16 protein-coding genes and 1 pseudogene are annotated in these 25,042 nt (G+C 71.3%); 9 read left to right on the forward strand and 8 right to left on the reverse strand.

Annotated elements, in window-relative coordinates; all coding sequences use genetic code 11:
- Positions 1 to 79: 79 nt before the first annotated feature.
- Positions 80 to 466 (forward strand): hypothetical protein, encoded by a 387-nt coding sequence (locus ACFVYN_RS06190; RefSeq protein WP_389993204.1) that lies wholly within the window; start codon positions 80 to 82, stop codon positions 464 to 466.
- Here the strand turns inward: ACFVYN_RS06190 and icmF are convergent.
- Positions 417 to 3,647, reverse strand: coding sequence for a fused isobutyryl-CoA mutase/GTPase IcmF (gene icmF / locus ACFVYN_RS06195; protein WP_389993207.1), 3,231 nt, complete (start codon positions 3,645 to 3,647; stop codon positions 417 to 419). The two genes, ACFVYN_RS06190 and icmF, sit on opposite strands and share 50 nt — an antisense overlap.
- A 751-nt stretch (positions 3,648 to 4,398) precedes the next feature.
- Between icmF and ACFVYN_RS06200 the strand changes: the two genes are divergently transcribed.
- The 5 genes from ACFVYN_RS06200 to ACFVYN_RS06220 all read left to right on the forward strand — a co-directional run bounded on the left by ACFVYN_RS06200 (position 4,399) and on the right by ACFVYN_RS06220 (position 9,644).
- The gene (locus ACFVYN_RS06200; RefSeq protein ID WP_389993210.1) at positions 4,399 to 6,591 is read left to right on the forward strand and encodes an MMPL family transporter; all 2,193 of its coding nucleotides are present in this window, start codon (positions 4,399 to 4,401) and stop codon (positions 6,589 to 6,591) included.
- A gap of 171 nt (positions 6,592 to 6,762) precedes the next feature.
- Positions 6,763 to 6,912, forward strand: coding sequence for a hypothetical protein (locus tag ACFVYN_RS06205; protein WP_389993368.1), 150 nt, complete (start codon positions 6,763 to 6,765; stop codon positions 6,910 to 6,912).
- Positions 6,882 to 7,244: a DUF2071 domain-containing protein gene (locus ACFVYN_RS06210; protein ID WP_389993213.1), complete on the forward strand. Its 363-nt coding sequence runs from the start codon at positions 6,882 to 6,884 to the stop codon at positions 7,242 to 7,244. The genes ACFVYN_RS06205 and ACFVYN_RS06210 overlap by 31 nt, the downstream gene beginning before the upstream one ends.
- A gap of 139 nt (positions 7,245 to 7,383) precedes the next feature.
- The gene (locus ACFVYN_RS06215; RefSeq protein WP_389993215.1) at positions 7,384 to 8,451 is read left to right on the forward strand and encodes a glycerophosphodiester phosphodiesterase family protein; all 1,068 of its coding nucleotides are present in this window, start codon (positions 7,384 to 7,386) and stop codon (positions 8,449 to 8,451) included.
- A 161-nt stretch (positions 8,452 to 8,612) separates the two neighbouring features.
- Entirely contained in the window at positions 8,613 to 9,644 is a 1,032-nt protein-coding gene (locus tag ACFVYN_RS06220) for a LacI family DNA-binding transcriptional regulator (protein WP_389993218.1), read from the forward strand.
- A gap of 60 nt (positions 9,645 to 9,704) precedes the next feature.
- Here the strand turns inward: ACFVYN_RS06220 and ACFVYN_RS06225 are convergent.
- The 4 genes and pseudogenes from ACFVYN_RS06225 to ACFVYN_RS06240 all read right to left on the reverse strand — a co-directional run bounded on the left by ACFVYN_RS06225 (position 9,705) and on the right by ACFVYN_RS06240 (position 15,789).
- Positions 9,705 to 10,350 (reverse strand): annotated as a pseudogene (locus tag ACFVYN_RS06225) (DUF6629 family protein).
- A 65-nt stretch (positions 10,351 to 10,415) separates the two neighbouring features.
- Positions 10,416 to 11,681 (reverse strand): extracellular solute-binding protein, encoded by a 1,266-nt coding sequence (locus ACFVYN_RS06230; protein WP_389993221.1) that lies wholly within the window; start codon positions 11,679 to 11,681, stop codon positions 10,416 to 10,418.
- Positions 11,678 to 12,811 (reverse strand): hypothetical protein, encoded by a 1,134-nt coding sequence (locus tag ACFVYN_RS06235; RefSeq protein ID WP_389993223.1) that lies wholly within the window; start codon positions 12,809 to 12,811, stop codon positions 11,678 to 11,680. The genes ACFVYN_RS06230 and ACFVYN_RS06235 overlap by 4 nt, the downstream gene beginning before the upstream one ends.
- Positions 12,799 to 15,789, reverse strand: a complete 2,991-nt coding sequence (locus ACFVYN_RS06240; protein ID WP_389993371.1) for a tetratricopeptide repeat protein — start codon at positions 15,787 to 15,789, stop codon at positions 12,799 to 12,801. Before ACFVYN_RS06240 ends, ACFVYN_RS06235 begins: the two co-directional genes overlap by 13 nt.
- Positions 15,790 to 16,068: 279 nt before the next feature.
- Here ACFVYN_RS06240 and ACFVYN_RS06245 point away from each other — a divergent pair, with 279 nt between their 5' ends.
- Positions 16,069 to 18,249, forward strand: coding sequence for a PQQ-binding-like beta-propeller repeat protein (locus ACFVYN_RS06245; RefSeq protein WP_389993226.1), 2,181 nt, complete (start codon positions 16,069 to 16,071; stop codon positions 18,247 to 18,249).
- A 50-nt stretch (positions 18,250 to 18,299) separates the two neighbouring features.
- On the opposite strand, the gene ACFVYN_RS06250 is transcribed toward ACFVYN_RS06245, so the two are convergent.
- Positions 18,300 to 19,442, reverse strand: a complete 1,143-nt coding sequence (locus ACFVYN_RS06250; RefSeq protein WP_389993229.1) for a S1 family peptidase — start codon at positions 19,440 to 19,442, stop codon at positions 18,300 to 18,302.
- A gap of 219 nt (positions 19,443 to 19,661) precedes the next feature.
- Between ACFVYN_RS06250 and ACFVYN_RS06255 the strand changes: the two genes are divergently transcribed.
- A complete protein-coding gene (locus ACFVYN_RS06255; RefSeq protein ID WP_389993232.1) occupies positions 19,662 to 20,363 on the forward strand; it encodes a ThuA domain-containing protein in 702 nt (233 codons plus the stop codon).
- Positions 20,342 to 21,439 (forward strand): Gfo/Idh/MocA family protein, encoded by a 1,098-nt coding sequence (locus ACFVYN_RS06260; protein WP_389993235.1) that lies wholly within the window; start codon positions 20,342 to 20,344, stop codon positions 21,437 to 21,439. Before ACFVYN_RS06255 ends, ACFVYN_RS06260 begins: the two co-directional genes overlap by 22 nt.
- Here the strand turns inward: ACFVYN_RS06260 and ACFVYN_RS06265 are convergent, their stop codons facing one another.
- Positions 21,440 to 22,915, reverse strand: a complete 1,476-nt coding sequence (locus tag ACFVYN_RS06265) for a glutamate--cysteine ligase (protein ID WP_389993238.1) — start codon at positions 22,913 to 22,915, stop codon at positions 21,440 to 21,442.
- Between the two features lie 109 nt (positions 22,916 to 23,024).
- The gene (locus ACFVYN_RS06270) at positions 23,025 to 25,040 is read right to left on the reverse strand and encodes an alpha-xylosidase (RefSeq protein WP_389993241.1); all 2,016 of its coding nucleotides are present in this window, start codon (positions 25,038 to 25,040) and stop codon (positions 23,025 to 23,027) included.
- Positions 25,041 to 25,042 lie beyond the last annotated feature (2 nt).

Genomic DNA, 25,042 nt, shown 5'->3' on the forward strand with positions numbered 1-25,042 from the left:
CAACTTCCTCAAGGTGGCGCCCGAGGTGCTCGCCCCCGTTGGTTGACCTTGCCCCAAGGGGAGCCCGCAGCCTCGCTCCATGGTGCGGAGCAAACGGCGGCCGCCGGCCGGTGGCGCGCTCCTCGCGCTCGGTGTGTTCCGGAGGACGGTGCTGCAGACGGCCGTTCCCGACGGGATGCGCGGGCGGCTCCAGGGGATCGACACGGTGGTGGCGGTCGGAGGGCCATGGCTGGGCGACCTCCTGCACGGCACGGTCGGCGCCGCCCTCGGTGTCACCTGGACCGTGACGGGCGGCGGCGCCCTGACCGTCGTGGCGGCACTCGCCCTCCTCCTGTTCTTCCCGGGCTGCGGCGCCATCGGGCACCGGCCGGGACCGAACAGGAGGCGCTCGGCGGATGAGGCTCACCGCAGGACGGTCAGACGTTGCGGCGGTACTGGCCGCCGACCTCGAAGAACGCCTCGGTGATCTGCTGGAGGGAGCAGACGCGGGTGGCGTCCATGAGTACGGCGAAGACGTTCTCGCCGCGTACCGCCGCCTCCTTGAGGGCGTCCAGGGCGGCCCGGGCCTCCTCGTGGTGGCGGGCGTGGAAGTCACGTACGCGTACCAGCTGGGACTGCTTCTCCTCCTCGGTGGCGCGGGCGAGTTCGACGACGCCGGGTTCGGCGGTGTCGGCGTGGGGGTTGCGGAAGGTGTTGACGCCGATCAGGGGCAGCGAGCCGTCGTGCTTGCGCTGTTCGTAGAGCATCGACTCGTCCTGGATGCGGCCGCGCTGGTAGCCGGTCTCCATCGCGCCGAGCACGCCGCCGCGTTCGCTGATCCGCTCGAACTCCTGGAGCACGGCCTCCTCGACCAGGTCGGTGAGTTCGTCGATGATGAACGACCCCTGGAGCGGGTTCTCGTTCATCGCCAGGCCCCACTCCCGGTTGATGATCAGCTGGATGGCCAGGGCCCGGCGTACGGACTCCTCGGTGGGGGTGGTGACGGCCTCGTCGTAGGCGTTGGTGTGCAGGCTGTTGCAGTTGTCGTAGATGGCGGTCAGCGCCTGGAGGGTGGTGCGGATGTCGTTGAAGTCCATCTCCTGGGCGTGCAGGGAGCGTCCGGAGGTCTGGACGTGGTACTTCAGCTTCTGGCTGCGCTCCCCCGCGCCGTACTTCTCCTTCATCGCCACCGCCCAGATACGGCGGGCGACCCGGCCGAGGACCGAGTACTCGGGGTCCATGCCGTTGGAGAAGAAGAACGACAGGTTGGGGGCGAAGTCGTCGACGCGCATGCCGCGCGCGAGGTACGCCTCGACGTAGGTGAAGCCGTTGGCGAGGGTGAAGGCGAGCTGGCTGATGGGGTTCGCGCCGGCTTCGGCGATGTGGTAGCCGGAGATGGACACCGAGTAGAAGTTGCGGACCTGGTGGGCGATGAACCACTCCTGGATGTCGGCCATCATCCGCAGACTGAACTCGGTGGAGAACAGGCAGGTGTTCTGGCCCTGGTCCTCCTTGAGGATGTCGGCCTGCACGGTGCCGCGCACGTTCGCCAGCGCGTGCGCCCGCAGTTGGGCCGCCTCCTCCGGTGCGGGCTCACGGCCCTCGGTGGCGCGGAACCGCTCGATCTGCTGGTCGATCGCGGTGTTGAGGAAGAACGCCAGGACCGCCGGTGCCGGTCCGTTGATCGTCATGGAGACGGAGGTCGTGGGCGCCACCAGGTCGAAGCCGTCGTAGAGCGCCTTCATGTCCTCCAGAGTGGCCACCGAGACGCCGGAGGTGCCGACCTTGCCGTAGATGTCGGGGCGCTCGTCGGGGTCGCGGCCGTACAAGGTCACCGAGTCGAAGGCGGTGGACAGGCGGGTCGCCGGCTGGCCCTGCGACAGGAGCTTGAAGCGGCGGTTGGTGCGGAACGGGTCGCCCTCGCCGGCGAACATGCGCGCCGGGTCCTCGCCGTCGCGCTTGAAGGGGAACACCCCTGCCGTGAAGGGGAAGTGGCCCGGCAGGTTCTCGTTCCGCCAGAACCGCACCAGCTCGCCGTGGTCGGTGAAGCGGGGCAGGGCGACACGGGGGATCTTGTTGCCCGACAGGGATTCACGGGTCAGCTTGGTGCGGATCTCACGGTCGCGGACCTTCACGACCTGCTCGTCGCCGGAGTAGGAGGCGATGACGGCGGGCCAGTCCTCGATCTGCCGGACGAGGTCGTGCGGGAGGCGGGTGCGGGCGTCGTCGAGCAGCGCGTGCACGTTCGCGGGGTCGGAGCCGGCGTCGGCGAGTTCGGCCCCGACCAGCTCCAGGCGCTGCACCCGCCGGGCCGCCTCGGCCAGCCGCTCGGTGTCGGCGTGGTACGCCCGGACGGCCTCGGTGATCTCGGCGAGATAGCGCACCCGGTCCGGCGGAACCACCTGCCGGATACCGGAGGAGTGGCGTACGTCGACCCGCGGCAGGGTGCCCTCGGGCAGCGGCAGTCCCTTCTCCGCGAGAACGGCCGTGAGGTGCTGGTGGAGTGCGGTGACGCCGTCGTCGTTGAAGGTGGCCGCGGAGGTGCCGTAGACCGGCATGTCCTCGGGCCGCTGACCGAACGCCTCGCGGTTGCGGACCAGTTGGCGGCCCACGTCCCGCAGGGCGTCCTTGGCACCGCGCCGCTCGAACTTGTTGATCGCCACGACGTCGGCGAAGTCGAGCATGTCGATCTTCTCGAGCTGCGAGGCCGCGCCGAACTCCGGAGTCATCACGTACAGGGAGGCGTCGACGAACGGCACGATCGCCGCGTCGCCCTGCCCGATGCCCGGCGTCTCCACGATCACCAGGTCGAAGCCGGCGGCCTTCACGACGTCGATCACGTCGGAGAGGTGCTCGGGCAGCTCGCGGCTGCCACGGGTGGCGAGGCTGCGGAAGAACACGCGGTCTCCGTCGAGGGAGTTCATCCGGATCCGGTCGCCGAGCAGCGCACCACCGCCCCTGCGCCGGGTCGGGTCGACGGCGATCACGGCGATGCGCAGGGTGTCCCGCTGGTCGACACGGAACCGGCGCACCAGCTCGTCGGTCAGCGACGACTTCCCCGAGCCGCCGGTGCCCGTGATACCGAGCACCGGCACGCGCCGCGCCGCCGCCGTTGCCCGCAGCTCCTGCCGGAACTCCGGGGACAGCTTGCCGAGTTCGGCCCCGGTGAGGGCGCGGGCTACGGCGAAACGGTCGCCGGTCAGAACCGCGGTGAGGTCGGCCGGCTTGCCGTCCCAGAGGTCGAAGTCGCAGTCCCTGACGACGGTGTTCACCATCCCGGCGAGGCCCAGTCGCTGGCCGTCCTCGGGCGAGAAGATCGTCACCCCGCTCTCCCGGAGCCGGGCGATCTCCTCCGGCACGATCACCCCGCCACCGCCGCCCACCACCCGGATGTGCTCCGCGCCCTGCTTGCGGAGCGAGGCCACCAGGTACTCGAAGTACTCGACATGTCCGCCCTGATAGGACGAGACCGCCACGCCGTGCGCGTCCTCTTCGAGAGCCGCGTCCACGACTTCGCGGACGGATCGGTTGTGCCCGAGGTGGATGACTTCGGCGCCCTGCGACTGGAAGATCCGTCGCATGATGTTGATCGAGGCGTCGTGCCCGTCGAAGAGCGCCGAGGCGGTGACCAGGCGGACGGGGTGGACGGGGCGATGCAGGTCGCTCATGGCGGAGCCTTCCCGGGGCACGTCGGAAGAACACGGGCTGAGAAAATAGTAGGACGTCCTAGTAAATATAGAGGGGTCCGGGTGACGAGAACTACAGCGGGATGCTCCGACCGGGCGAGCGGGCCGGACGACTCGTGGAGCGCGACGGCCACGGTCGAGGAGTTCCGGGCCGGGTTCGCCGACCGGGGCCAGGGGGTGACGGGCCGGATCGCGCAGGGGGTGCGCCGGGCGCTGGGCGTGGCTGGACCGGGCGGCACTCCGACGGTGAAGCCGGGGCCGGAGACACGCTGCCGGGCGATGCCGCCCACCCGATGGCCCTGTTCTTCCCTCAGGACGCGGCCCAAGCAGTCGAGGACACCGCCGCCCCAGTCCCCTGTCCGGCCGGCCCGTCGACGGGCCGCGACCCGCCCTGGGACGCACGAGTCCGCCAGCAACGCTGGCACCACCAGCACCACCCGCCTCCGGCACGTCAGCCCCGCCCGCCGGAACGGCACCCACCTGCCTGGATCCACGGGTACGACGCCGAGGAGGCACTCACGATTCCGGCCTGCTCCCAGCCAGGCTCCGGCAGAACCCGGTTCAAACTGACTCCCGGTCAAGCGATCTCGATCCTTGATCTCTACGATGAGAGCTCAAGACAACCATTCCGGCCGGTCCAACGGGGGGACCCTGAGGGACGGGCCGGGGGTCGCCGATGCCAGGGTCCGCTCCCCGGGCTGCGGTGATCTTCCTTCCCAGGAGGACCTTCCGCATGTTCCGAAGTATTGGCAACGCTGTCGTCCGACATCCCGTCTGGACGATCGTTGCGTGGTTGATCGCAGCTGTGGCGATCGTGGCCACCGCTCCGAGCCTGCCCTCGAACAGTGACGAGAGCAGTTTTCTCCCCAGAAGTTACGAGTCCATCAAAGCGGCGGAACTCCAGGAGAAGGCGTTCCCCAGCGCCTTCACCCCGTCCGCGATCGCGCTGTACAAGCGCACCGACGGCGGCAAACTGACCGCCGCCGACCAGAAGGACGTCGCCCGGATCACCTCCGAGCTGGGCAAGAAGAAGATCGACCAGGTGCAGAAGGTCGTCCCCGGCCAGCCGTCCTCAGACGGCAGGTACGCCCTGACCCTGGTCCAGATGGACAGCAAGAACGCCGGCCAGCCGAAACAGGCCGACGCGGCCAAGGTGTTGCGCGACGACGTCAAACAACTGGCCAAGGGCACGAATCTCGACGTCAAGCTCGGCGGCTCCGCCGCCCAGGCCCTCGACCAGCAGGACTCGTCCAAGCGCGGTGAGGCGCTGATCGGCATCGGCACCTTCCTCATCATCCTGGTGACGCTGCTGATCATCTTCCGGGCGCCGATTCTGGCCTTCCTGCCCCTGATCACGATCGGGTTGGTGTCGGCGATCGCCAACGGGCTCATCGCTTACGCCACCAAGCTGTTCGACCTCCAGGCCAACAGCTCGATCTCGTCGATCCTGATCGTGGTGCTCTTCGGCGTGGGCACCGACTACTTCCTGTTCCTGATGTTCCGCTACCGAGAACGCCTGCGTCTCGGCGACGAACCGAAGCAGGCCATGATCAACGCCGTCGACCGGGTCGGTGAGGCCATCGCCTCCGCCGCCGGAGCGGTCATCATCGCCTTCCTCGCGCTGGTCCTGTCGACGCTGGGCTTCCTCAAGCAGATGGGTCCGGCGCTCGCGATCGCGGTCACCGTCACCCTGATCGCGGGCCTGACACTGATCCCGGCCGTCGTCTCCCTCATCGGCCCGAAGGTGTTCTGGCCGTCCAAGTCCTGGCAACGCGAACCGGAGAACGCCCGGTTCGCCGCCCTGGGGCGCGGCGTGCGGAACCGTCCGGCGCTCACCGCCGGGCTCTCCGGGCTCATCCTGGTCGCGCTGTCGCTCGGGACGTTCGGCTACAACGCCACGTTCGACCTGGCGTCCGGCTCCATGCCCAAGACCAAGGAGTCGATGGTCGTCCAGGACGAGATGCAGAAGGCGTACTCGGCGGGCGCCGCCGCGCCGACCGACGTCTACCTGTCCAGCACCGACGGCAAGCCGATCGACACGACGGTCTTCGACGGGTACGTGAAGAAGCTCGGGGCCGTGGACGGTGTGGCGAACTCTCGCCTGGCGCAGAAGAACAAGGACGGCACGACCGTCGACTTCACCGTCACCCTCAAGTACGAGGCGTCGACGGACAAGGCCCTCGAGACGGTGGGCCGGGTCCGTGAGGTGGCGCACTCCGACGCCCCGGACGGCACCGAGGCCGTGGTCGGCGGCATGTCCTCGATCTTCAAGGACATCGACACGGCGGTGAACCACGACTACCGGACGGTCTTCCCCGTCGCCGCCGCCCTGATCATGCTCATCCTGGGCCTGCTGCTGCGCAGCGTGGTCGCGCCCTTGTACCTGATGGCGTCGGTGGGCCTCGGCTTCGGCGCGACGCTCGGTGCCACGGTCTGGATCTTCCAGGAGGGCCAGGGACACTCGGGGCTGATGTTCATGCTGCCGGTGATCATGTATCTCTTCGTGGTCGCCATCGGCACCGACTACAACATCCTCATGATCGCCCGGCTGCGGGAGGAGGCCCGCGAGGGCCGCGAACCACGTGAGGCGGCCGGTATGGCGCTGCGGCACGCGGGTCCCACGGTGGCCGCGGCGGGCTTCATCCTGGCTGCGACGTTCGCCACGATGATGCTGGCGGGCAACGCCCTCCTCACGGAGATGGGCTTCGCGGTCTCCTTCGGCATCGCCGTCGCCGCCTTCGTCATGGCGATGTTCTTCACTCCCAGCATCACCGCCCTGATCGGCCACGCGGCCTGGTGGCCCGGGCACGCGGACCGTGCGAAGGAGACACCGGCCGCGCCCGCACCGGTCTCCGGCGACGACCGCGACACCGGCGATGGCCGCGACACCGCGGTGCAGGATCCCGCCGCCGGTCGCCGCAACTGACGCCGACGCGACAGGAGGGACGGCGTCTGCCGGGCCGCACGGCTCGACGGACGCCGTTCTTCGTCCTGGGACGCCGTCCCTTCGCCCCGAGACACCACCGCCCGGCCGGAAGCGACCGTTCTTTGCCACACCCGCGACGGGCTTACCTGGATCGGGCTGGTCGCGTTCCGGATACACCGGGCCAGCCGGCTGTGGCTGGCGGGCGGGCCGTATGTCGAGAGGGTTCCGGAGACCGCCCTGCGCCGGTACTCGGTGGGCGGGCACCGGCGGCGTGGCGTGATGTCCCGTCGATGGACGCCTCCCGGCAGATCCCGGTGGTGACGGGACGCGTCGGCCTCCGGCTGCCGTATCGCTGGTCCCGGATGAGCGTCCGTACGGCCGGTGACACCGTCACCCACACCAGCTCGCGCCGCCGGCCCGGCCCGCGCGGCGCCCGCAGCCTCAGCACTGTGCGGACCGGCGAACGTGTCAAGGAGCTGACCGGTCCGGAGCATTTCCGCACCGCCCGCTGGGGCATGCACAACGCCTTCTTCGGCGGCCCCGAGCGGCCGGCCCACCTGCCCGACGACCATCCGCGCCGGCCGCTGTACCGCGCCGAGCGTCCCGGTCCGTCTCGACCGTCCGGCCCGCCCCGGGGCATCCCCACGCCCTGACGCCGCGTATCCGGATGCCGTACGGCCGACAGGGACCGCGTTCCTGGGACATTCACGGTGGGATCACGTCCGAGGGGTTGAACCGGTCTGTCAGCTCACTAGCGTCTGTGGGCGTCCCGACCCACAGAGTGAGGTGTCGATGTCCTCAAGACATGTCCTCGCCGGCCTGGCGCTGGTGCCGGTGCTCGCGCTGTCGGCCGCCAGGCCCGCGACGGCGTACGACGGCCACCAACTGCCCTCACCGAAGCCGCACTTCGACCTCCAGGCCCACCGCGGCGGCCTCGGCATGACGACCGAGGAGTCCCTGGAGGGCTTCGGGAAGGCGATGCGACTCGGGGTGTCCACGCTGGAGCTGGACACCCATGTCACCAAGGACCGCAAGGTCGTCGTCAACCACGACCGGCAGATCAGCGCGGTCAAGTGCCGTGACACCGGGCCGGTGACGGCCGGCGACCCGATGTACCCGTATGTCGGCAAGTTCATCAAGGATCTGACGCTGGCTCAGATCAAGAGCATGGACTGCGGTTACCAGCAGCTGCCCGGCTTCCCCGAGCAGGAGGTGGTCAAGGGCTTCCGGATGGTCGAGCTGAAGGACGTGCTGAACCTGGTCAAGAGCTACCGCGCCAAGCGGGTCGAGCTCAACATCGAGACGAAGGTCGAGGCCGGCGCACCCGAACAGACCGCGCCACGGGAGGTGTTCGTGCGGCGCGTGTTCGAGGAGATCCACCGCTCGGGCATCGAGCGGCAGGTCACCATCCAGTCCTTCGACTGGGGCGCGCTCAGGGCGATGCACCAGCTGGCTCCGAAGTGGCCGCTCGTCGCGCTCACCAACTACGACTTCCTCCAGGTCGGCAAGGCCGGCGCGTCCCCGTGGCTCGGCGGGATCGACGCCGACGACTACGGCGGCGACTTCGTCAGGGCAGCCGCCACGATCCCCGGCGTGACAACCCTCTCCCCCAACTACGGCTTCCCGCAGAGCGGCAAGGTCGGCGACCCCGGCTTCCGTTTCTACGCCGACCGGAGCATGGTCGAGGAGGCCCATGCCCGGGGCCTGAAGGTCGTCCCGTGGACCTGTGACGACCCGGCCACCGTGGAGGCGCTCATGGACATGGGCGTCGACGGTGTCATCACCGACTATCCGAACCGGGTACGGCAGATCATGGCCGAGCGCGGCATGCCTCTGCCGAGGGCGTACCGGCCCCGCTGACGCGGTCGCGCCGCCGCGAGCCCGGCGGCCATGACGCACAGCCGTCGGGCTCGTTCTACAGTGTCCGTGTCCACAGGGTCCACAGGGTCCACAGGGTCCACAGGGTCTACGGGCTCGGGTGCGAGCTTGACGCCGCGACTGGCGCCGGTAAGAATCCCTGAATGAATGTGACCGGTCACACGAGCAGTCCGGCAAGCATCCGTGATGTCGCCGCGGCCGCCGGGGTCTCCTACCAGACCGTCTCCCGGGTGATCAACGGTCACCCGAGCGTGCGGCAGTCGACGCGGGAGCGGGTCCTCGCCGCCATCGACGAGCTGGGTTTCCGGCGCAACGCCACCGCGCTCGCCCTGGCCAGGGGCCGCAGCAGGGCCGTGACCGTGCTCACCGCCGACACCACCCACTACGGCTACGCCTCGATCCTCCAGGGTGTCGAGGAGGCGGCCCGCGCGGCCACCTACTCGGTGGGCGTGGGCGTCCTCGAATCGGCCGACGAGGCCGCCGTCGCCGCAGAGGTGCAGCGTGCCGCCGACATGGGCGGCGGACTGATCGTGATCGCCTACGATCCGGCCGGCGTCCGGGCCCTGGAGGCGGTCCCGGCCGGGCTGCCCTTCGTCGGCGTGGTCGAGACCCCGGCGAGCACGCCCACCGACAACCGGCCGTGGGTGTGGACCGACGACCGCGAGGCCGCCTACGAGGCAACCCGGCATCTGCTGTCCCTGGGCCACGAGACCGTGCACTACGTCGCCATCCCGTCCGGCACCCGACCGACCAGCGCCCGTACCGGTGGCTGGCGGCAGGCCCTGAAGGAGGCCGGTGCTCCGGAACCCCGTCCGGTGCAGGGCAGTTGGGGCCCCGGCGGCGGTCACGCGGCCGGCCTGGAACTCGCCCGGGATCCGTCCGTCACGGCGATCCTGTGCGGCAACGACGACCTCGCACTCGGCGTGCTGCGCGCTCTCCACGAGGCGGGCCGCCCGGTGCCGGGCGAGGTCAGCGTGGCCGGGTTCGACGACGCCCCGCACTCCGCCTATCTGACGCCGTCCCTGACGACCGTACGCCTGGACTTCACGGGTCTGGGCCGGGCCGCGTTCGCCCTGCTGCACGCGGCGCTGGAGGAGTCCGCGCCGATCACTCCGCATCCGGTCTCCGCGCCGGAACTGGTGATCCGGGAGAGCTCGGGACGGCCGCCCGCGTGAACGTCCCTCCTGGCCATGGCAGTCCAGGGGCCGGCTGGGCATGGCGCGACAACGACACGTCTACGGGTGGGAGTTGATCGCCGGAAGAGCCGCCCTCGGGGCGGGACGCCTGCTCACCCATCCGTACAGGACCACCGATTAGACCGCCGCCAACGCGCACCAGGTCGACACGAACTCCAGCCGCCACAACAGCGAGCACACCAGCGCGCCCGCCCCGGCCAGCACTCCGAGCCCGGTGAGCCACCGGTCGCCGGAGAGCAGCAGCGCGCCCACCGTGGCGATCAGGTAACCGGCGACGAGCAGTTCCGCCCTGGGCAGTCCGATGACGTAGGCCATGGTGTGGCCGCGTATCTCGACCCGGACCGGGCGGGTGGCGAGACCGTGGCCGAGAAGGGCGGCGGTCAGCGCGCCCACCGCCACGAGGACCGCGACCCGGCGTCCGGCTCGGCGCGGGGCGGCGCACCACACGCCCACCGGCACCCATACGGCGAGCACGGGCAGGGCGATGACGGCCCAGGTGACGGTGGCCGCGCCGGTCCCGCCCCCGCGTGCCAGATCCGGGCCTCGACCAGTTGGTGGGCGCCGAGCAGCAGGGGCAGCGCGGCGAGGGGCAGGTCCCCGGCTCCGCGGGTCCGGATCAGGCAGGCCGCCCCGACGGACGCGATGGCCGCGGCCGCCACGACACCGCGCTCGCACTCCAGCACATGACACCACCATGTCAGGCCGTTCCCCCGGCCGCGCGCTCCGCCACGACACGGGCAGGGGGGACCGTCACGCGCAGATGCTCTGCGGTGGCCGGAACGTGCGGTCGGTGCCGGAGGCCGAGTTCACCTGGACGCGTACGGTCTCCAACTGCTGGAGCAGTGAGTCGAGTTGCCGCTGGGTCGGGTCGCGGAAGAACTCCAGGACCGCTCGGTGGAAGGCGTCCCGCAGTTCGGGCGGCATCACGTCGGAGGCGTCGAAGCACAGGGTGCGGGCGTGGGAGGTGAGCAGAGAGTCGATCTTCTGCTCGACCGGCGTCGCGGAGGTCGGCGGGGACAACCCGGCCGTGTCCGGGAACAGCGGTCGTACCGAGGGAGCCGCCTGCGCCCGCCAGATCTTCCTCCCGGCCGGGCTCGACAGCCGCTCCACAAGTTGCTGGGCGTCCGGGTCCTCACTGAAGACGGCGGCCATGTCGCCCGCGACCTCGAAGTCGTCCTGGTATGCGGGCTCTCCGTCCAGATAGCGGGCCGACGGCTCCACCTTCACGTCGTCGCCCGCGTAGACGTACCGGATGAAGGCGCTCTGATGCTCGTGCGTGCAGTCGAAGCCGGGTGAGCGGAGCAGACCGCGCGGCTGTCCGCCGGCGCCGGACACGCCCTCGAACGACGTGGTCAGGGACCGCTCCACCGACTCCGGGGGACGCTTGCCGAGCATCCGCGCCCACGTGGTCCAGGCACGCTCGACGGCCGGGTCGCGCCAGTCCAGGAGACCCCGGGCCCACGCGTCGTAGAGGGTGGGGCCCGCCTGGTGGAGCACCAGGTCCTCGATCCAGTCGGTGCCGGGCCAGCCGGAGGTGGCCTGGGAGGCGAGCCCCACACACCAGCTGGGTTTGTCGTCGGGCGCGTCCCGTTTGCTCCACACCAGGCTCTTGAGGTCGGCCTTCAGCGGCACCCAGTACGCACGCACCTTGTTGTCCACGATCATGACGGGCACCCAGGGCGGGTAGGCACGCTGGGCGGTCTCCGCGGCGAGCGGCTTGAGCTGGTCGCTGCGGGCGTACTCGGTGAGTTCGCCGATGCTGTTGAGGACCGCCACGTCCGGCGGGTCGTCCGCCTCCAGCTGTGAGACGAGCGTCTCGCGCAGTGAGCGGGTCCCCTCGTAGGTGTAAGTCCGTCCGGTCCCGTCGTCCAGCTTGTCGAGGACGGCTTCGAAGGCCTTGCCCTCCTCGCCGGTCCAGGGTCCGAGGACGACCAGCGGGTCGCGGGTGTCCGCACCGCAGCCGGGGACGAGCGCGAGCAGACACACCACGAGGAGGACGCGCAGGACCCGGCTCATGCGACGGCTCCCGCGCGGGTGACGACCAGGTACTCGCGGCGATAGGCGTGCAGGGTGCCGGCGATCACGGCCGCGCCGGCGAGGCCCGTGGGGAACACGAACGGGGCGACGCCGTCGAGGTAGGCGAGCCGCCCGTCGGCCAGGTCCTCGTCGATCCGGGCTCCGAGCGTCTCGATGGCCTGCGGCTCCGGTCCGGCGAAGGGCCTCTCCTCGGCGACCGTCTCCGTCCTCGGCGAGGTCCGCTTCGCCAGCGCGTCCGCGACGGGGACGGTCTCGTGCTGGGCGTCCAGGGCCAGCAGGGCGTCAACCGTCAGGAGCGGTACGGCGAGCAACGGCAGGGCGGCGGCCGCGAGGGGGATGCTCAGCCGGATCCGGAAGCGGCGGCGCAGGAAGGACACCGTCCGCCACAGCCCGGCGGCGAGCAGGGCGAAGGCGAGCGCGGCGATCACCGTCGCGGCGATCGTGCCGGCGCCCCAGGCGGCCCGGTCGGCGAGCCGCGCGCGCAGCCGCCCCTCCAGTCCGCTCACCCGGTCGACGATCGAGGTCGCGCCGGAGCCGGTCGCGGCCGGACAGCTCGGATAAGGATCCTTGCCGGTCGCCACCACGGCCTGCGAGCAGAGCATGCTGCGCGCGTAGGTGAGTTCGGCGTCGCGCAGGACCGGGTCGGTCGCATGGCCCTGGGCCCGTCCGATCCAGCCGGTGTAGTCGACGACCAGCGCGGACACGACCCGCAGCTTCTGTTCCTCGGCGACGGTGAGGGCCCCGCTGCGGGTGACCTGGTTCAGGCTCTGCGTGGCGCGGGCGATCCGGGTCCGGTACCGCTCGCTGAGCCCGCTGAGCTCGGCCGCCCGTCCCTCGGCGAGATTCCGCTCGGCCTCGCCCTGCGCGATGAGCAGCGAGGCCCGGGCGTCCGCGAGGTCGACCAGCGCGGGCGCCGCGCGTTCCCGGATGTACGCGGAGTCGCCGCGCACGCCCGCGTAGGCCCAGCCGAGCGCGCCGAAGGCCACCACGGCGAGCAGCGGCAGCGCGACGAGCCGGTCCCGCAGGTAAGCGCGGTTGCGGTGGCCGACGCGGGAGGGCCAGGCGTAACGGTGGATACGGCGGACGAGTGCGGCGGTTACGGCGGCCACGGCCCGCGTGAGGCGGAGGGTGCCCTGTGCGACGGCGCGGAGGGTGTCCTGTGTGACGGCGCGTGCGCGACCGTCCGGAGCCAGTGGGCGACTCTCTTGCCGAGCCATGGGCTGTCCCTGTGGTGTCGGTAGGCGAACGGGCGGACCTCGTAGGCGCGGTCCAGAAGGATCTCGGCCACTGCCGCGTCGTCGGGGGCGATGGAGCGGGCGGCCTGGTGGGCGAGGGTGACGTAGCGGCGGGACAGGTCCTCCCGCAGGCCGTGCTCGTCGGACGGGAGGCCGAGCCGGGGGTCCGCACCGGCCGACAGGGCCGCGAGGCCCGCCGCGTCGAGGGCGCCACGGGCGAGGGCGCCCTCGACGGCCTCCCAGACCTCGACGCTCATCCGGACCCTGGCCTCCTCGTCGGTCAGGCCGTGCGCGTGGAAGAGCAGGGCGAGGCGCTCCAGTACCTCGCTCAGCCGCTGCGGCACCTCGTCGTCGTGCGCGGCCCTGCGCACGTACTCGATACCGATCCGCACGGCCGCGGTACGAGCGGCTGTCCGGTGCCGCGAGTGCTGCGGTACGGCGTCCAGTTCGCGTACGGCCTCCTCGCGCGCCCTGTCGCCGTCCAGAGCCAGCCGGGCCCGTGCGGCGCCGAAGGCCGCGCTGCCCAGGGACGGGTTGCGCAGCCGGACCGCCTCGTAGAAGGTCAGGGCCTCGTGCCGGCGTCCGAGGCGTTCCGCGCAGTGTCCGAGGGCCAGCTTGGGCGCGTACTCGCCGGGGATCGCGGCGTAGACCCGGTCGAAGTGCCGCCTGGCCGTGGCGACTTGGTCGCGGGCGAGGGCGAGGAGCCCGTGGTGCCAGTCCAGCCGCCAGTCGTAGGGGGCGCGTCGGGGGCCGATCCGTGCCTCGGCCGCGCGCAGTTCCCGCTCGGCGGCTTCCGGTCCGTCGGCAGCGTTGCGCAACCGCAGCCGGCAGCGCAGGAGATGGACCTCCGTGGAGTCCGGCCAGTCGCCGATGTGCTGGAGCAGGGCTTCCGGGTCGGCGTCGGCGAGTCTGCTCAGTTCGGCGTGGTGCTCGTCGTGGGGGTCGGGGCGCGGGACGGGCAGACGCTGGGCGACTGCGGCGGGCGAGGGCGGGGCGAACGGGGAGGGCGCGTCGGGGACGGCCCAGTGGGCGAGGGGTGGCGCGGAGCCGAGGGCGCCGTCGAGGGCGTAGGGCGACTGGAGGAAGAGCGGCGAGGGCTCGAAGGTCTCGGCACCGGTGCGCAGTGACCTCAACTCACGGAACACGCCCCGTAGTTGCTGCTCCATCTCCCGCGCGTCGGCGAACCGCCCCGCGGGCTCGCTCAATGTGGCGCGGTGCAGGACCCGGGCGAGCGAGAGGAGACCGAGCCCGCGGGGCACGGGGGCGGTGGCGTCGCCGGGCACCCACGGTTCCTTGCCGGGCGCTTCCCCGGCCCCCGAAAGAACCCCGGCGTCGCCCTGTGCCTCTCCGTGGCCGGACAGGTGGCCGGCGCCCGATGTCCGGGCAGGGCCCGGAGAGCCCGGATCGTCCCGCGACTGCGTCGACGCGGGGACGGGTGTCCGCGGCGACTGCGTCGGCGCGGGGACGGGTGTCCGCCCCACGCCTGAGCTCTCACCGACCCGCCGTGCCGCCCCGGCGTTGAGTCCCTGGGCGACACTCGTCGTCTCACCGGCGTCCGACGGTACCTCACCGTACAACGGCCCCTTGGCGCCCGGCGCCGCAGTCACGCTTGAGGCCATACCGGCTCCCGGCACCTCCTCGCCGCCCACCCCCTCCACGCGTGACGGCCCCTCGGCGTCCGGCGTCTCAGTCACAGCCGAGGCCTCACCGACGCCCAACCTCTCCTCGCCGCCCGACGCCTGGACATCCACCGTCCTCTGGGCAGCACCCCCTGTCTGAGCCACACCCGACGCCTCACCGACGTCCAGTGCCCCCTCGGCAGCCGTCCCCTGCGCAACAGCGGGTGTCTTCCCGTCGCCCGAGGTCACATCGGCAGCCAGGGCCTTCCCAACGGTCGGCGTCCCGCCCGTGGTCAGAACCTCCTCGGCTACCCGTGTCCGTTCGGCGGCCGACAGGGCGCCCCCTGCCGCCCGCGCCACCTCGGCAGCCGGCGCCGTTCCGCCATCCGCCCCCGCTGCCCTCCCAGCACCCAACCCTGTCGACCCGCCGGACCCCTCCCCCACCATCCCAAGGTCCCCCAAGCGAGCCAAATCCTGCGCCGACGTGCCCAGTCCGCTCAGTCGGCGCAACGTCTCGCCGAGGCTGAACAGGTCGTCCTGTTGCCGGGACTCGCCGTTCGGGCCCACGGTCGGGGCGCTGAAGCCGGCGGTGGTCATCCCAGGCACCCCGGCCGGGCGTACGCTGCCCACGTCGATGATCTTCGTCGTGGTGCCGTCGTGCATGACGTTGTCCGGCTTCAGGTCGCCGTAGACCTTGCCGGGTCGGCCGGAATGCAGATACGCGAGGGCGGACAGGATCCGCACACCGTAGGCGAGCACGAACTCGTGGAAGCGCTGGTCGCCGAACTCCCCGGGGTTCAGTTTCGCCCGCGCCCGCACCTCCTCCAGCGTCAGCCCGTCCACGTACTGCAGGACGAGGAAGTCACCCACCCCGGGGTGATGGCCGTAGTTGAAGACGCGGATGATGTCGTCGTGGCCGAGGTCGACGAGGGCCCGCCGCTCCCGGGCCAGCGCGGCGGCCGCGGTGGCCGCCTGATCCGGGTGCAGCATCTTGATGGCGACCTCGCGGTTGTCGACCTTCGTGTCGAGCGCGAGGTACACCTCCCCCATGCCGCCGTAGCCGAGCGGCCGGATCAGCCGGTACTGGCCCGCGAGCAACTGCCCGGGAGGCAGCGGCAGTTCCCCGGGGTCGTTGCCGGGGCCCCAGCCGCGTCCCAGAAGCGTGATCGTGGGCAGCACGGTGGGGTCGGGGTTCTCCGCGGGAAGGTCGACATGCGCGGCCCTCAGATACATCGGCGGTCCGGCGACGACAAGCGGACCGAACGACCCCTCGGATTCCGGTACTTCACCGAACGCACTCCCGCCCCGAGCCCCCTTCATGCCTCCTCAGAATAGGGCCAGGTGCCGGGATCGAACCCGCACGTTCCCCTTGAGAACCTTGATGCCGCCGCGTCAGGCCGGACGGCGAGGCCGGGATCGGCGTCCCCTCGCGGCGACGCCCCTCTAGAGTGAGGGGTCCCTGTCAGAAGCGTCCGGACCGCAGCCGTCCTGGCCAGAAGCGGTGAAGGAGACATGGTGACCCTGCGCGAGAGCGATCCGGAGTCTGTCGGCGGCTACCGGATCGAATCGCGGATCGGGACCGGCGGCATGGGCGTGGTCTATCTCGGCCGGTCGGCCTCGGGACGGGCCGTCGCGGTGAAGGTCGTTCACACGCGGTACGCCGACAACCCCGAGTTCCGGGCCAGGTTCCGGCAGGAGATCGCCGCCGCGCGCCGGGTCAGCGGCGCGTTCACGGCGCCGGTCGTGGACGCGGACCCGGAGGCGGCACGGCCGTGGATGGCCACCGCGTTCGTCCCGGGCCGTACCCTCGCGGAGCTGGTCGACGGGTCGGGACCGCTGGACTGGCCCGCACTGCGCCGCCTCGGCACCGAACTCGCGGAGGCGCTGCGGGAGATCCACCGCGCGGAGGTTGTGCACCGGGACCTGAAGCCGAGCAATGTGCTGCTGCTGGAGAGCGAGGGCGACGACGGCGCCGTACGCGTCATCGACTTCGGCATCTCGCGCGCGGCCGACAGCGATGTCCGTACCCAGACCGGCATGGTGATGGGCTCGCCGCCCTTCATGGCACCGGAACAGTTCAGCCGCCCGCACGAGGTCGGCTCGGCGGTGGACGTCTTCTCGCTGGGCGCGGTCCTCGTGTACGCGGCCACCGGGCACAGCCCCTTCGAGGCGGAGAACGCCTATCTGGCCGCGTACAACACCGTGCACGGCGAGCCGCGGCTGGGTGAAGTGCCCGAGCAGCTGCGCCCGTTGGTCTCGCGCTGTCTGGCGAAGGAACCCGCGGACCGGCCGACGTCGGGCGAGGTCCTGGAGAGGCTGGCGGGCCTCCCGGAGGAACTGCCCGAGGCGCAGGAGGCTCAAGAGCCCTCCCCGCCCCCGCGGCTGACGCCGACGGACGTGGTGACGTCGCCGCTCGGCGATGCCGGGACGGTCCCCCGCAGGCGCCGTGGGAGGAGACTGTGGGCCGCCGTCGCCGTCCTGGCACTCCTCGGCGGGGCTGGGGCAGCCGCGGTCGCCGTGGTGGGCCACGAGCCGGCGAGCACGGTCGACGACTTCGACGCTCTCGCCCCGCGGACGACGCCCGGCGCGACGGCACCCGGCATAACGGCACCGGCGGGCTGGCGGCCCTGGCACAACGCGGTGGGGTCGGACGGGAAGGACCAGCCGATGGGCATCGGTCCCTCATGCACTCTGGACGCGCTGGGTGTCTTCTGCGCCTCCGAGCAGGTCGCCTTGATGCGGCTGAACCCGGCGACGGGAAACATCGAGTGGACGAAGTCCATGAGCCGCAAGCAGGTCAGCAGCTTCTCGGTGCGCAGGCCCGTCGTCCATGACGGTGTGGTGTTCGTCTACGGCACGGACCGCTCGCAGGGCATCGACGCCTATGACGGGAAGACCGGCAAGCGGCTGTGGCAACTGAAGGGCCCGCTCGGCGAGTTCGATGCACTGGGCGGAGTACTGCTCGTGCCCCTGCACGAGCCGAGTCCCACCAACACGGCACGCTTCGCGGCCTATGAGCCGCGCACGGGCAAGGAGTTGTGGCGGCGCGAGCTGGCCTCCACCTCGTCGAGCCCCTTCTACGAAGGCCCCGGGGACACGCTCTACGCCGATCTGCGCGGCGGCGAGGGCCGCATCGCCCGCCTCGACGCGCGGACCGGCCGGACCCTGGGCAGTGTCGACGCGCCGAAAGGCGACCTGTGGCTGGCGACGGTCCGCGACGGCACGGCGTACTACGCGCGCTGGGAGGACGACTCCGGTGTGTCCGCGCTCTTCTTCGTCCAGGACCTCGCAAGCGGGAAGACCCGCCGGATCGACTTCCCCTGGAGCGTCGAGCCGGAGGCGCCGCCGCTGGTGCAGGGCGACACCATGTACATCTTCGACTACGGCAACGAGACCCTGCTCGCCCTCGACGTGAAGCGGGGCAAGCCGCTGTGGTCCAGCTCACGCGACCTGCGCGTGTTCAGCGAACCGGCGTACCACGCGGGCCGGTTGTACGTCACGCTGCCGGACACCCGCATCGTGGCCCTCGACCCGAGGACCGGCAAGGAGATCGGCCGCACCGCCCCGTCCTTCGACACGGCCGGCCGCTCCTTCGAGGAACTGTCGCCGACTTCGGTGCCGCCGCTGCTGGTGGGGAACGTGCTGTACGGGGTCAGCGGCCCGGGGATCTTCTCGGTGGCCGACGTCACCTGAGCCGGGCGCGGGGGGCGGGCCCGGTCCGAAGGCCGGACCCACCCGGACGCTCAGGCGGTGTGCAGGGTCAGGCCGTACCGGTTGAGGATCTCGTTGACCGGCTGGAACCAGGTCTCGCCCCCGCTGGAGCAGTTGCCCCAGCCGCCGGAGGTGACGCCCTGCGCCTGGTCGCCGCTGATGAACGAGCCACCGGAGTCGCCGGGTTCGGCGCAGACGCTGGTCTTCGTCATCTGATGCACGGCGCCCTGGCTGTAGTTGACGGTCTCGTTCATCGCGAGGACCGTGCCGCAGTGCCAGTGGCTGGTCGAGCCCGAGCGGCAGATGGAGGAGCCGACGGGCGCCACGTTGGAGCCGCGCACGAGCTGGTCGGAGACGGTGCCCCAGCCGAGCACGACCGGGACGGTCCACCAGCCGCTGCCGACGTTGACCCAGGCGTAGTCGTTGTCGGGGAACGACGAGCCCTGGAAGGTGCCGACGTAGCTGCGGTCCCAGCCGTAGACGCTGCCGGTGTGCTGGTCGCAGTGGCCGGCGGTGATGAAGCCGCCGTAGACCGAGAAGCCGATGGAACAGCGGACGTTGCCGGTGTAGTACGGGTCGCCGCCGACGGTTCCGGCGGCGAAGGTGGTCGGTGCGGCGGGCACCTCTCGCACGGTGACGGGGCCTGCCTTACGGGCACGGGTGATGAACGCGCGGACATCGTTGTCAGTCTGTCGGCCGTTGACGACGTCCACCACCACCGCGCCGGCCTTCGGGTCGACGTGCCAGCTGCTGACGGCGTCCGGTGCGGGAAGCTTGTCGAGCCGGGCCTGGGTGGCGGAGAGTTCCCGGGCGCTGTGGGCGACGGTGCGGACCGCGGCACCGGTCGCGCGGATGTCGCGCAGGGCGGCGGTGGAGGCGTCGGGGGTGACGGCGACGGTCAGCGTGCCCTTGGCGGCGTCGAACCAGGAGCCGCCGTACGAACTGCCCGCGGCCCGGCGGACCTTGGGCTCCAGAGCCGTGGCTCGCTGCTCGGCGGCGAGCCTCGCCTCGGCCTGTGCCTTCGTGAGGTGGAGGTCCCGCTGCATCGCCGTGAGGAGTCCGGCCGAGGCGGGCTGCTTGTCGTCGGCGGCCGCGGGGACCGTGCCCGCGGTCGCCCCGACACCGAGCAGGACCAGTACAGCCAGGCCCGCGCGCATGATTCGACTGCGTCTCATGGAGATTGCCCTTCGTCGTTCCAACAAGGTGGGGGTGGAACAGCAGAGTTCTCTGAGAGCGCTCTCAGTGGTGTGGCTCGGCAGAGCCTAGCCACTCATTATTGACAGGTCCATACCAATACCGAGGTTGTCGAAATCCTGGCCCCCGGAGGGGGGATTTCCCCGGGCCCGTGCGGGGGAACTCCCCAGGAGCCCTTTTCTGCCTCACGAAGGAACAAGATGACGCGTAAGAAAGCCCTTGTGGTCCGCGGCGGTTGGGAGGGACACCAGCCGGTGAAGGCCACGGAGCTGTTCCTGCCCTTTCTGGAGGGCAACGGCTACGACGTCCGGATCGAGGAGTCGACCGACGTCTACGCCGACAGCGCCGAGATGGCCGCCACGGACCTCGTCGTGCAGTGCGTGACCATGTCCGAGATCACCGCCGAGCAGGTGTCGGGGCTGAGCGCGGCCGTCGCGGCCGGTACCGGTCTCACCGGCTGGCACGGCGGAATCGCCGACTCGTTCCGCGCCTCCTCCGACTACCTCCATCTGGTGGGCGGCCAGTTCGTGACCCATCCGGGCAAGGAACCGTGCGAGCGGCGGGGCGGCGAGGAGGACAACTTCCTGCCGTACACCGTCACCCTCACCGAGCTCGGCCGCGAGCACCCCGTCACCGTGGGCCTCGAGGACTTCGAGCTGCACACCGAGCAGTACTGGGTGCTGCACGACGACCTGATCGACGTCCTCGCCACCACGACCCACCCGGCGCAGCCGTGGCAGCCCTGGCACCGCCCGGTCACCTCACCTGCGGTCTGGACCCGTCAGTGGGGTGCCGGACGTGTCGTGGTGACAACCCCCGGGCACAGCCTCGACGTCCTCGAGAACCTCAACGTCCGTACCGTCATCGAGAGGGGCATGCTGTGGGCGACGCGCACCGCATAGGTGTCGTAGGGCTCGGCGTCATTTCCCGCGCCTATCTGGACACGCTCGTCGGCCACTCCGCCGTGCGCGTCACCGCGGTCGCCGACCTGGACGCCTCCCGCTCGGCCGCCGTCGCCGCCGAACTGCCCGGAGTGCAGGCGCTGTCCGTCGAGGAACTGCTGAGCAGCCCGGACGTCGACACGGTGCTGAATCTCACCGTCCCCGCGGCGCACGCCGAGATCGCCCTCGGTGCCATCGGCCACGGCAAGCACGTCTACGGCGAGAAGCCGCTGGCCGCCGAACTCACCGACGCCCGCGCCGTCCTGGACGCCGCGGCGAAGGCGGCGGTCGGGGTGGGATGCGCGCCGGACACCGTCCTCGGCACCGGCGTGCAGACGGCACGGGCGGCGGTGGACGCCGGGGCCGTCGGCCGCCCGCTGTTCGCCTCGGCCGTCATGGTCACCCCGGGCCACGAACGCTGGCATCCGCACCCGGACTTCTACTACACGGCCGGCGGCGGCCCCCTGCTGGACATGGGCCCGTACTACCTGTCCTCCCTGGTGCATCTGCTGGGGCCGGTGCGTGCCGTGATCGGGGCGTCCAGCCGGCTGCGCACCGAGCGGGTGATCGGGTCGGGCCCGCGCGCGGGCGAGCGAATACCGGTCGAGGTGGACAGCCATGTCTCGGGTGTCCTCGAACACGAGGGCGGGGTCCTGACGACGATCACGACGAGCTTCGACGGTGTCGCCGCCACGGCCGCGCCGATCGAGGTCCACGGCGAGAAGGGCACCCTCGCGGTCCCGGACCCGAACCACTTCGACGGCGAGGTACGCCTCCTCGAACTCGGCGGCTCCCAGTGGCGCACCCTTCCGCCTTCGGCCGGATACGTCGGTGCCGCGCGGGGTGTCGGACTGCTCGACTTCGCCGCCGCGGACGGGCACAGGGCGCCCCGCGCGAGCGGTGAACTCGCCCTGCACGTACTGGAGACGATGACCGCGCTGCTGCGCTCGTCGGCCGAGGGGCGGCGGATCGAGCTGTCGACGTCGGTGGAGCGTCCTTCGGCGGTGCCGTTGACGGCTGCGGAGAAGTGGCGCTGATCAGTCCACGGGCCAGGTGTGTGCGGGTGCGTTGAGGTGCATGTAGTCCATGTACGTCAAGGTCATCCGCCGCAGCGCCTCCTGGCGGTCGCAGCCCGCCTTCTCCAGGTGGTGGACGGTCTCCGCCTGCCACAGGGCGCCGTTGCGGCCGGTGACGCACCGCTGCTCGATGACGCCGAGCAGCGGTTCACGCCATGCCGTGTCCATGCCGGCCAGCTCCAGGCCCCGGTGAGCGAGGGGCAGCAGACGCCGCAACACCAGTTCGGTGACCGGCACTTCGCCCACACCCGGCCAGTACAGGCGGGCGTCGATGCCGTCACGGGCGGCGGTGTGCAGGTTCTCCTCGGCGACCGAGAAGGACATCCGCGTCCACACCGGCCGGTCCTCGTCGACGAGGGCGCGGGTCAGGCCGTAGTAGAAGGCGCCGTTGGCGATGATGTCGGCCACCGTGGGTCCGGCGGGCAGCACCCGGTTCTCGATGCGCAGGTGCGGGCCGCTGTCCGTGACGGCGTAGATCGGGCGGTTCCAGCGGTAGATCGTGCCGTTGTGCAGGGTCAGTTCGCCGAGTTCCGGGACCCCGCCGCTGTCCAGGGCTTCTTGCGGGTCCTCGTCGTCGCAGATCGGCAGGAGCGCGGGGAAATAGCGCACGTTCTCCTCGAACAGGTCGAAGACGCTGGTGATCCAGCGCTCCCCGAACCACACCCGGGGCCGTACGCCCTGCGCCTTGATCTCCTGGGGGCGGGTGTCGGTGGCCTGCTCGAAGAGGGGGATGCGGGTCTCGCGCCACAGCTCCCGGCCGAACAGGAACGGCGAGTTGGCCGCGAGGGCGATCTGCACGCCCGCGACGGCCTGGGCCGCGTTCCAGTAGTCCGCGAACTCCTTGGGGGCGACCTGGAGATGGAACTGCGTGCTGGTGCAGGCGGCCTCGGGGGTGATGGCGTCGGCGTACATCGCGAGGCGCTCCACGCCGTCCACCTTGATGTGCAGGTCCTCGCCGCGCGCCGCGAAGATCTGCTCGTTGAGCAGCCGGTAGCGCGGGTCGCCGGACAGGGCGGTCTCGCCGACGTCCGTCTCGCCCAGCGTCGGCAGAATGCCCACCATGATCAGGTGCGCGCCGACCGCCGCGGCGCGTTCCTCGGCGTGGTTGAGGGCGTCGCGGATCTCCTGCTCCCAGGAGCCGGGGCCGCCCGAGACCAGGCGGCGGGGCGGGATGTTGATCTCCAGGTTGAAGCGGCCCAGCTCGGTCGACCAGGCGGGGTCGGCGATCGCCTGGAGCACCTCGGTGTTCCGCATCGCCGGGAGACCGTCCGGCCCGACCAGATTGAGCTCGATCTCGAGCCCGACCTGCGGCCGCTCGCTCTCGAAACCGGACTCGCGCAGCATCTGCGCGAGGACGTCGAGGCAGGTGTGCATCTTGTCCCGGTACCGTCGGCGGTCCTCCCGCGTGAACACCAGGGCCGGCACGTCACGTCCCATCGGGCCCTCCCGAGTCCCCTCGGCGGATACCTCTCCCGTCCCAGAGTCCCACCTCCGCAGCACCCCGGACAGTCGGCGCACGCCACCGGGGCGGTGCGCGACCCCCCGCTCACAGAACGTGCGCCCCGGCGCGCAGCCAGAGCGGGGCGGCGGTGAGGGGGACACGGACCCGAAGCCAGGCGGGGCCGGCGATCGGTCCTCCGGAGCCCGCGTACGCCAGCCACTCCCCCGGCGGGAACCACACCTGCCTGCGCCCACCCGGCGCGTAGAGCGGGGCGACCAGCAGATCCGGGCCCAGCAGGTACTGGAGGTCGGCCGCGTGGGCGTCCGGGCGGTCCGGGTGGTCCAGGGCCATGGGGCGGGCGAGCGGCTCCCCGGTGCGGACCGCGTCGGCGGCGGACCGGTGGACGTACGGCAGCAGGCTCGTGCGCAGCCGGGCCGCGTGCAGGACGGCCGCGTACGCCTCCTCACCGAAGTCCCAGGGCAGCCGGGACGTCATGCCGTGGAACCGGCTGAGGGGTGACAGGAGGCCGAACTGGGCCCAGCGGACGAAGAGTTCGGGATCCGGTGTGCCGTGGAAGCCGCCGATGTCATGGCTCCAGAAGGGATGCCCGGAGAAGGACAGCGACAGGCCCGCGCGCAGGGTCGAGGCCAGATCCTGCCAGCTCGCGTTGGAATCGCCGGTCCACTTGGCGCCGTGTCGCTGGCCGCCGGTCCAGGTGGAGCGGCCCCAGGTCAGGCCGTGGCCCGCGACTTCCCGGGTGACCTCGGCGACCAGGTCGTTGAAGAGGAGGGGGTAGAGGTTGTGCAGTCGGTCGCCCGTCATCCCGTCGTACGCCACCGCCTCCACGGGGACCGCCTCGCCGAAGTCGGTCTTCAGGACCGCCACCCCGGTTGCCAGGACTTGGCGGACCCGGCCCCGGAACCAGTCGACGGCGCCCGGATGGGTCAGGTCGAGGACGGCCGAGTCGGGGTGCGCGCCGCCCCAGACCTGCCCGATCCACGTGCCGCCCGAAGTGGTGTGCAGGAACCAGCCGTTGCTGTCGACCTCGGAGAAGTGCGGGCTGTAGACGCTGATGTACGGGTTCATCCAGAGGGAGGCGTGGAAGCCCTGTGCGGCCAGGTCGGTCATCAGCCCGTGGGGATCCGGGAACGCCTCGCTGTCCCACTCCATGTCCGACCAGCAGCCGGGTCGCTGCCAGTAGGTGTCGATGTGCAACACATCGCAGGGGAAGCCCAGTTCGCGGATGCGGCGGGCCCGCTCGCGTACCTCGTCCGCGCTGTCCCGGCGGAATCCGCCGGAGATCCAGGGGCCGAAGGCCCATCGCGGGGGCAGCAGGGCGGGGCCGGTCAGGTCGCGGTAGGTGCGCAGGCACTGGCCGGGGGTGCCGGTGATCAGGTAGTAGTCGAGTTCCTCATCGGGGACGGTGAGCGACCAGGCGCCGGTGTTGCTGTGGGCGAGGTCGAAGGAGGCCGCGGTGGTGGTGTCCACGAGGACGGCGTAGCCCCGGCTGGAGAGCAGGAACGGGACCGCCTTGTAGGAGCGGGTGCCGGTCGAGCCCTGGGCGTCCTCGACCCAGCAGTCCACGCGCCGGCCGCGCAGGTCCGGGCCGGTGAAGCGTTCGCCCAGGCCGTAGAAGTGCTCGTCGGGCTCGGTGAACCAGCTGTCGTGGTAGGCGAGTTGACCTTCGGCGAGTTCGGTGACGCCGAGGGGCAGGACGGTCCTGCGACCGCTGGGGTCGCTCACGTCGGTCGCCTGCCGGAGTTGAGGGTTCGTCAATCCCATGGCCAGGGGCCTCAGGAGGACTTCGAGGCACAACGACTCCAGGTGAAGGGTGACGGCGTCCGCCGACTGCTCGACCAGGCAGCCGGTGTCCGCCGGTGCGGTGACGACGCAGACCCTGGGTGTCATGGCTACGCCGTCCAACCGCAGGGTGATCCGAAGGGAGTTGGCCGTCGCGGGGCGCAGCCGGAGCGTGCCCGTGCGTCCGGCCGCCGTGTGCACGTCGAGGGTCACGCCGTCCTTGTCGGCGAAGGCGACGGAAGCACCGGCCAGGGGGTCCAGCAGCACCGGGACCAGAGGCGGGGGCGGTGCCACCCAGGGCGTGCGGTCGCGAGGATGCATGG

The organism is Streptomyces sp. NPDC058307, assembly GCF_042880295.1.
GTDB lineage: Bacteria > Actinomycetota > Actinomycetes > Streptomycetales > Streptomycetaceae > Streptomyces.

Bases quoted from the DNA above. Each gene is read 5' to 3' on its own strand.
- ACFVYN_RS06270 (WP_389993241.1), bottom strand. From the start codon at position 25,040: ATGCATCCTCGCGACCGCACGCCCTGGGTGGCACCGCCCCCGCCTCTG.
- ACFVYN_RS06245 (WP_389993226.1), top strand. From the start codon at position 16,069: ATGGTGACCCTGCGCGAGAGCGATCCGGAGTCTGTCGGCGGCTACCGG.
- ACFVYN_RS06265 (WP_389993238.1), bottom strand. From the start codon at position 22,915: ATGGGACGTGACGTGCCGGCCCTGGTGTTCACGCGGGAGGACCGCCGA.
- ACFVYN_RS06220 (WP_389993218.1), top strand. From the start codon at position 8,613: ATGAATGTGACCGGTCACACGAGCAGTCCGGCAAGCATCCGTGATGTC.
- ACFVYN_RS06215 (WP_389993215.1), top strand. From the start codon at position 7,384: ATGTCCTCAAGACATGTCCTCGCCGGCCTGGCGCTGGTGCCGGTGCTC.
- ACFVYN_RS06240 (WP_389993371.1), bottom strand. From the start codon at position 15,789: ATGTATCTGAGGGCCGCGCATGTCGACCTTCCCGCGGAGAACCCCGAC.
- ACFVYN_RS06250 (WP_389993229.1), bottom strand. From the start codon at position 19,442: ATGAGACGCAGTCGAATCATGCGCGCGGGCCTGGCTGTACTGGTCCTG.
- ACFVYN_RS06200 (WP_389993210.1), top strand. From the start codon at position 4,399: ATGTTCCGAAGTATTGGCAACGCTGTCGTCCGACATCCCGTCTGGACG.
- ACFVYN_RS06210 (WP_389993213.1), top strand. From the start codon at position 6,882: ATGGACGCCTCCCGGCAGATCCCGGTGGTGACGGGACGCGTCGGCCTC.
- ACFVYN_RS06230 (WP_389993221.1), bottom strand. From the start codon at position 11,681: ATGAGCCGGGTCCTGCGCGTCCTCCTCGTGGTGTGTCTGCTCGCGCTC.
- ACFVYN_RS06255 (WP_389993232.1), top strand. From the start codon at position 19,662: ATGACGCGTAAGAAAGCCCTTGTGGTCCGCGGCGGTTGGGAGGGACAC.
- icmF (WP_389993207.1), bottom strand. From the start codon at position 3,647: ATGAGCGACCTGCATCGCCCCGTCCACCCCGTCCGCCTGGTCACCGCC.
- ACFVYN_RS06190 (WP_389993204.1), top strand. From the start codon at position 80: ATGGTGCGGAGCAAACGGCGGCCGCCGGCCGGTGGCGCGCTCCTCGCG.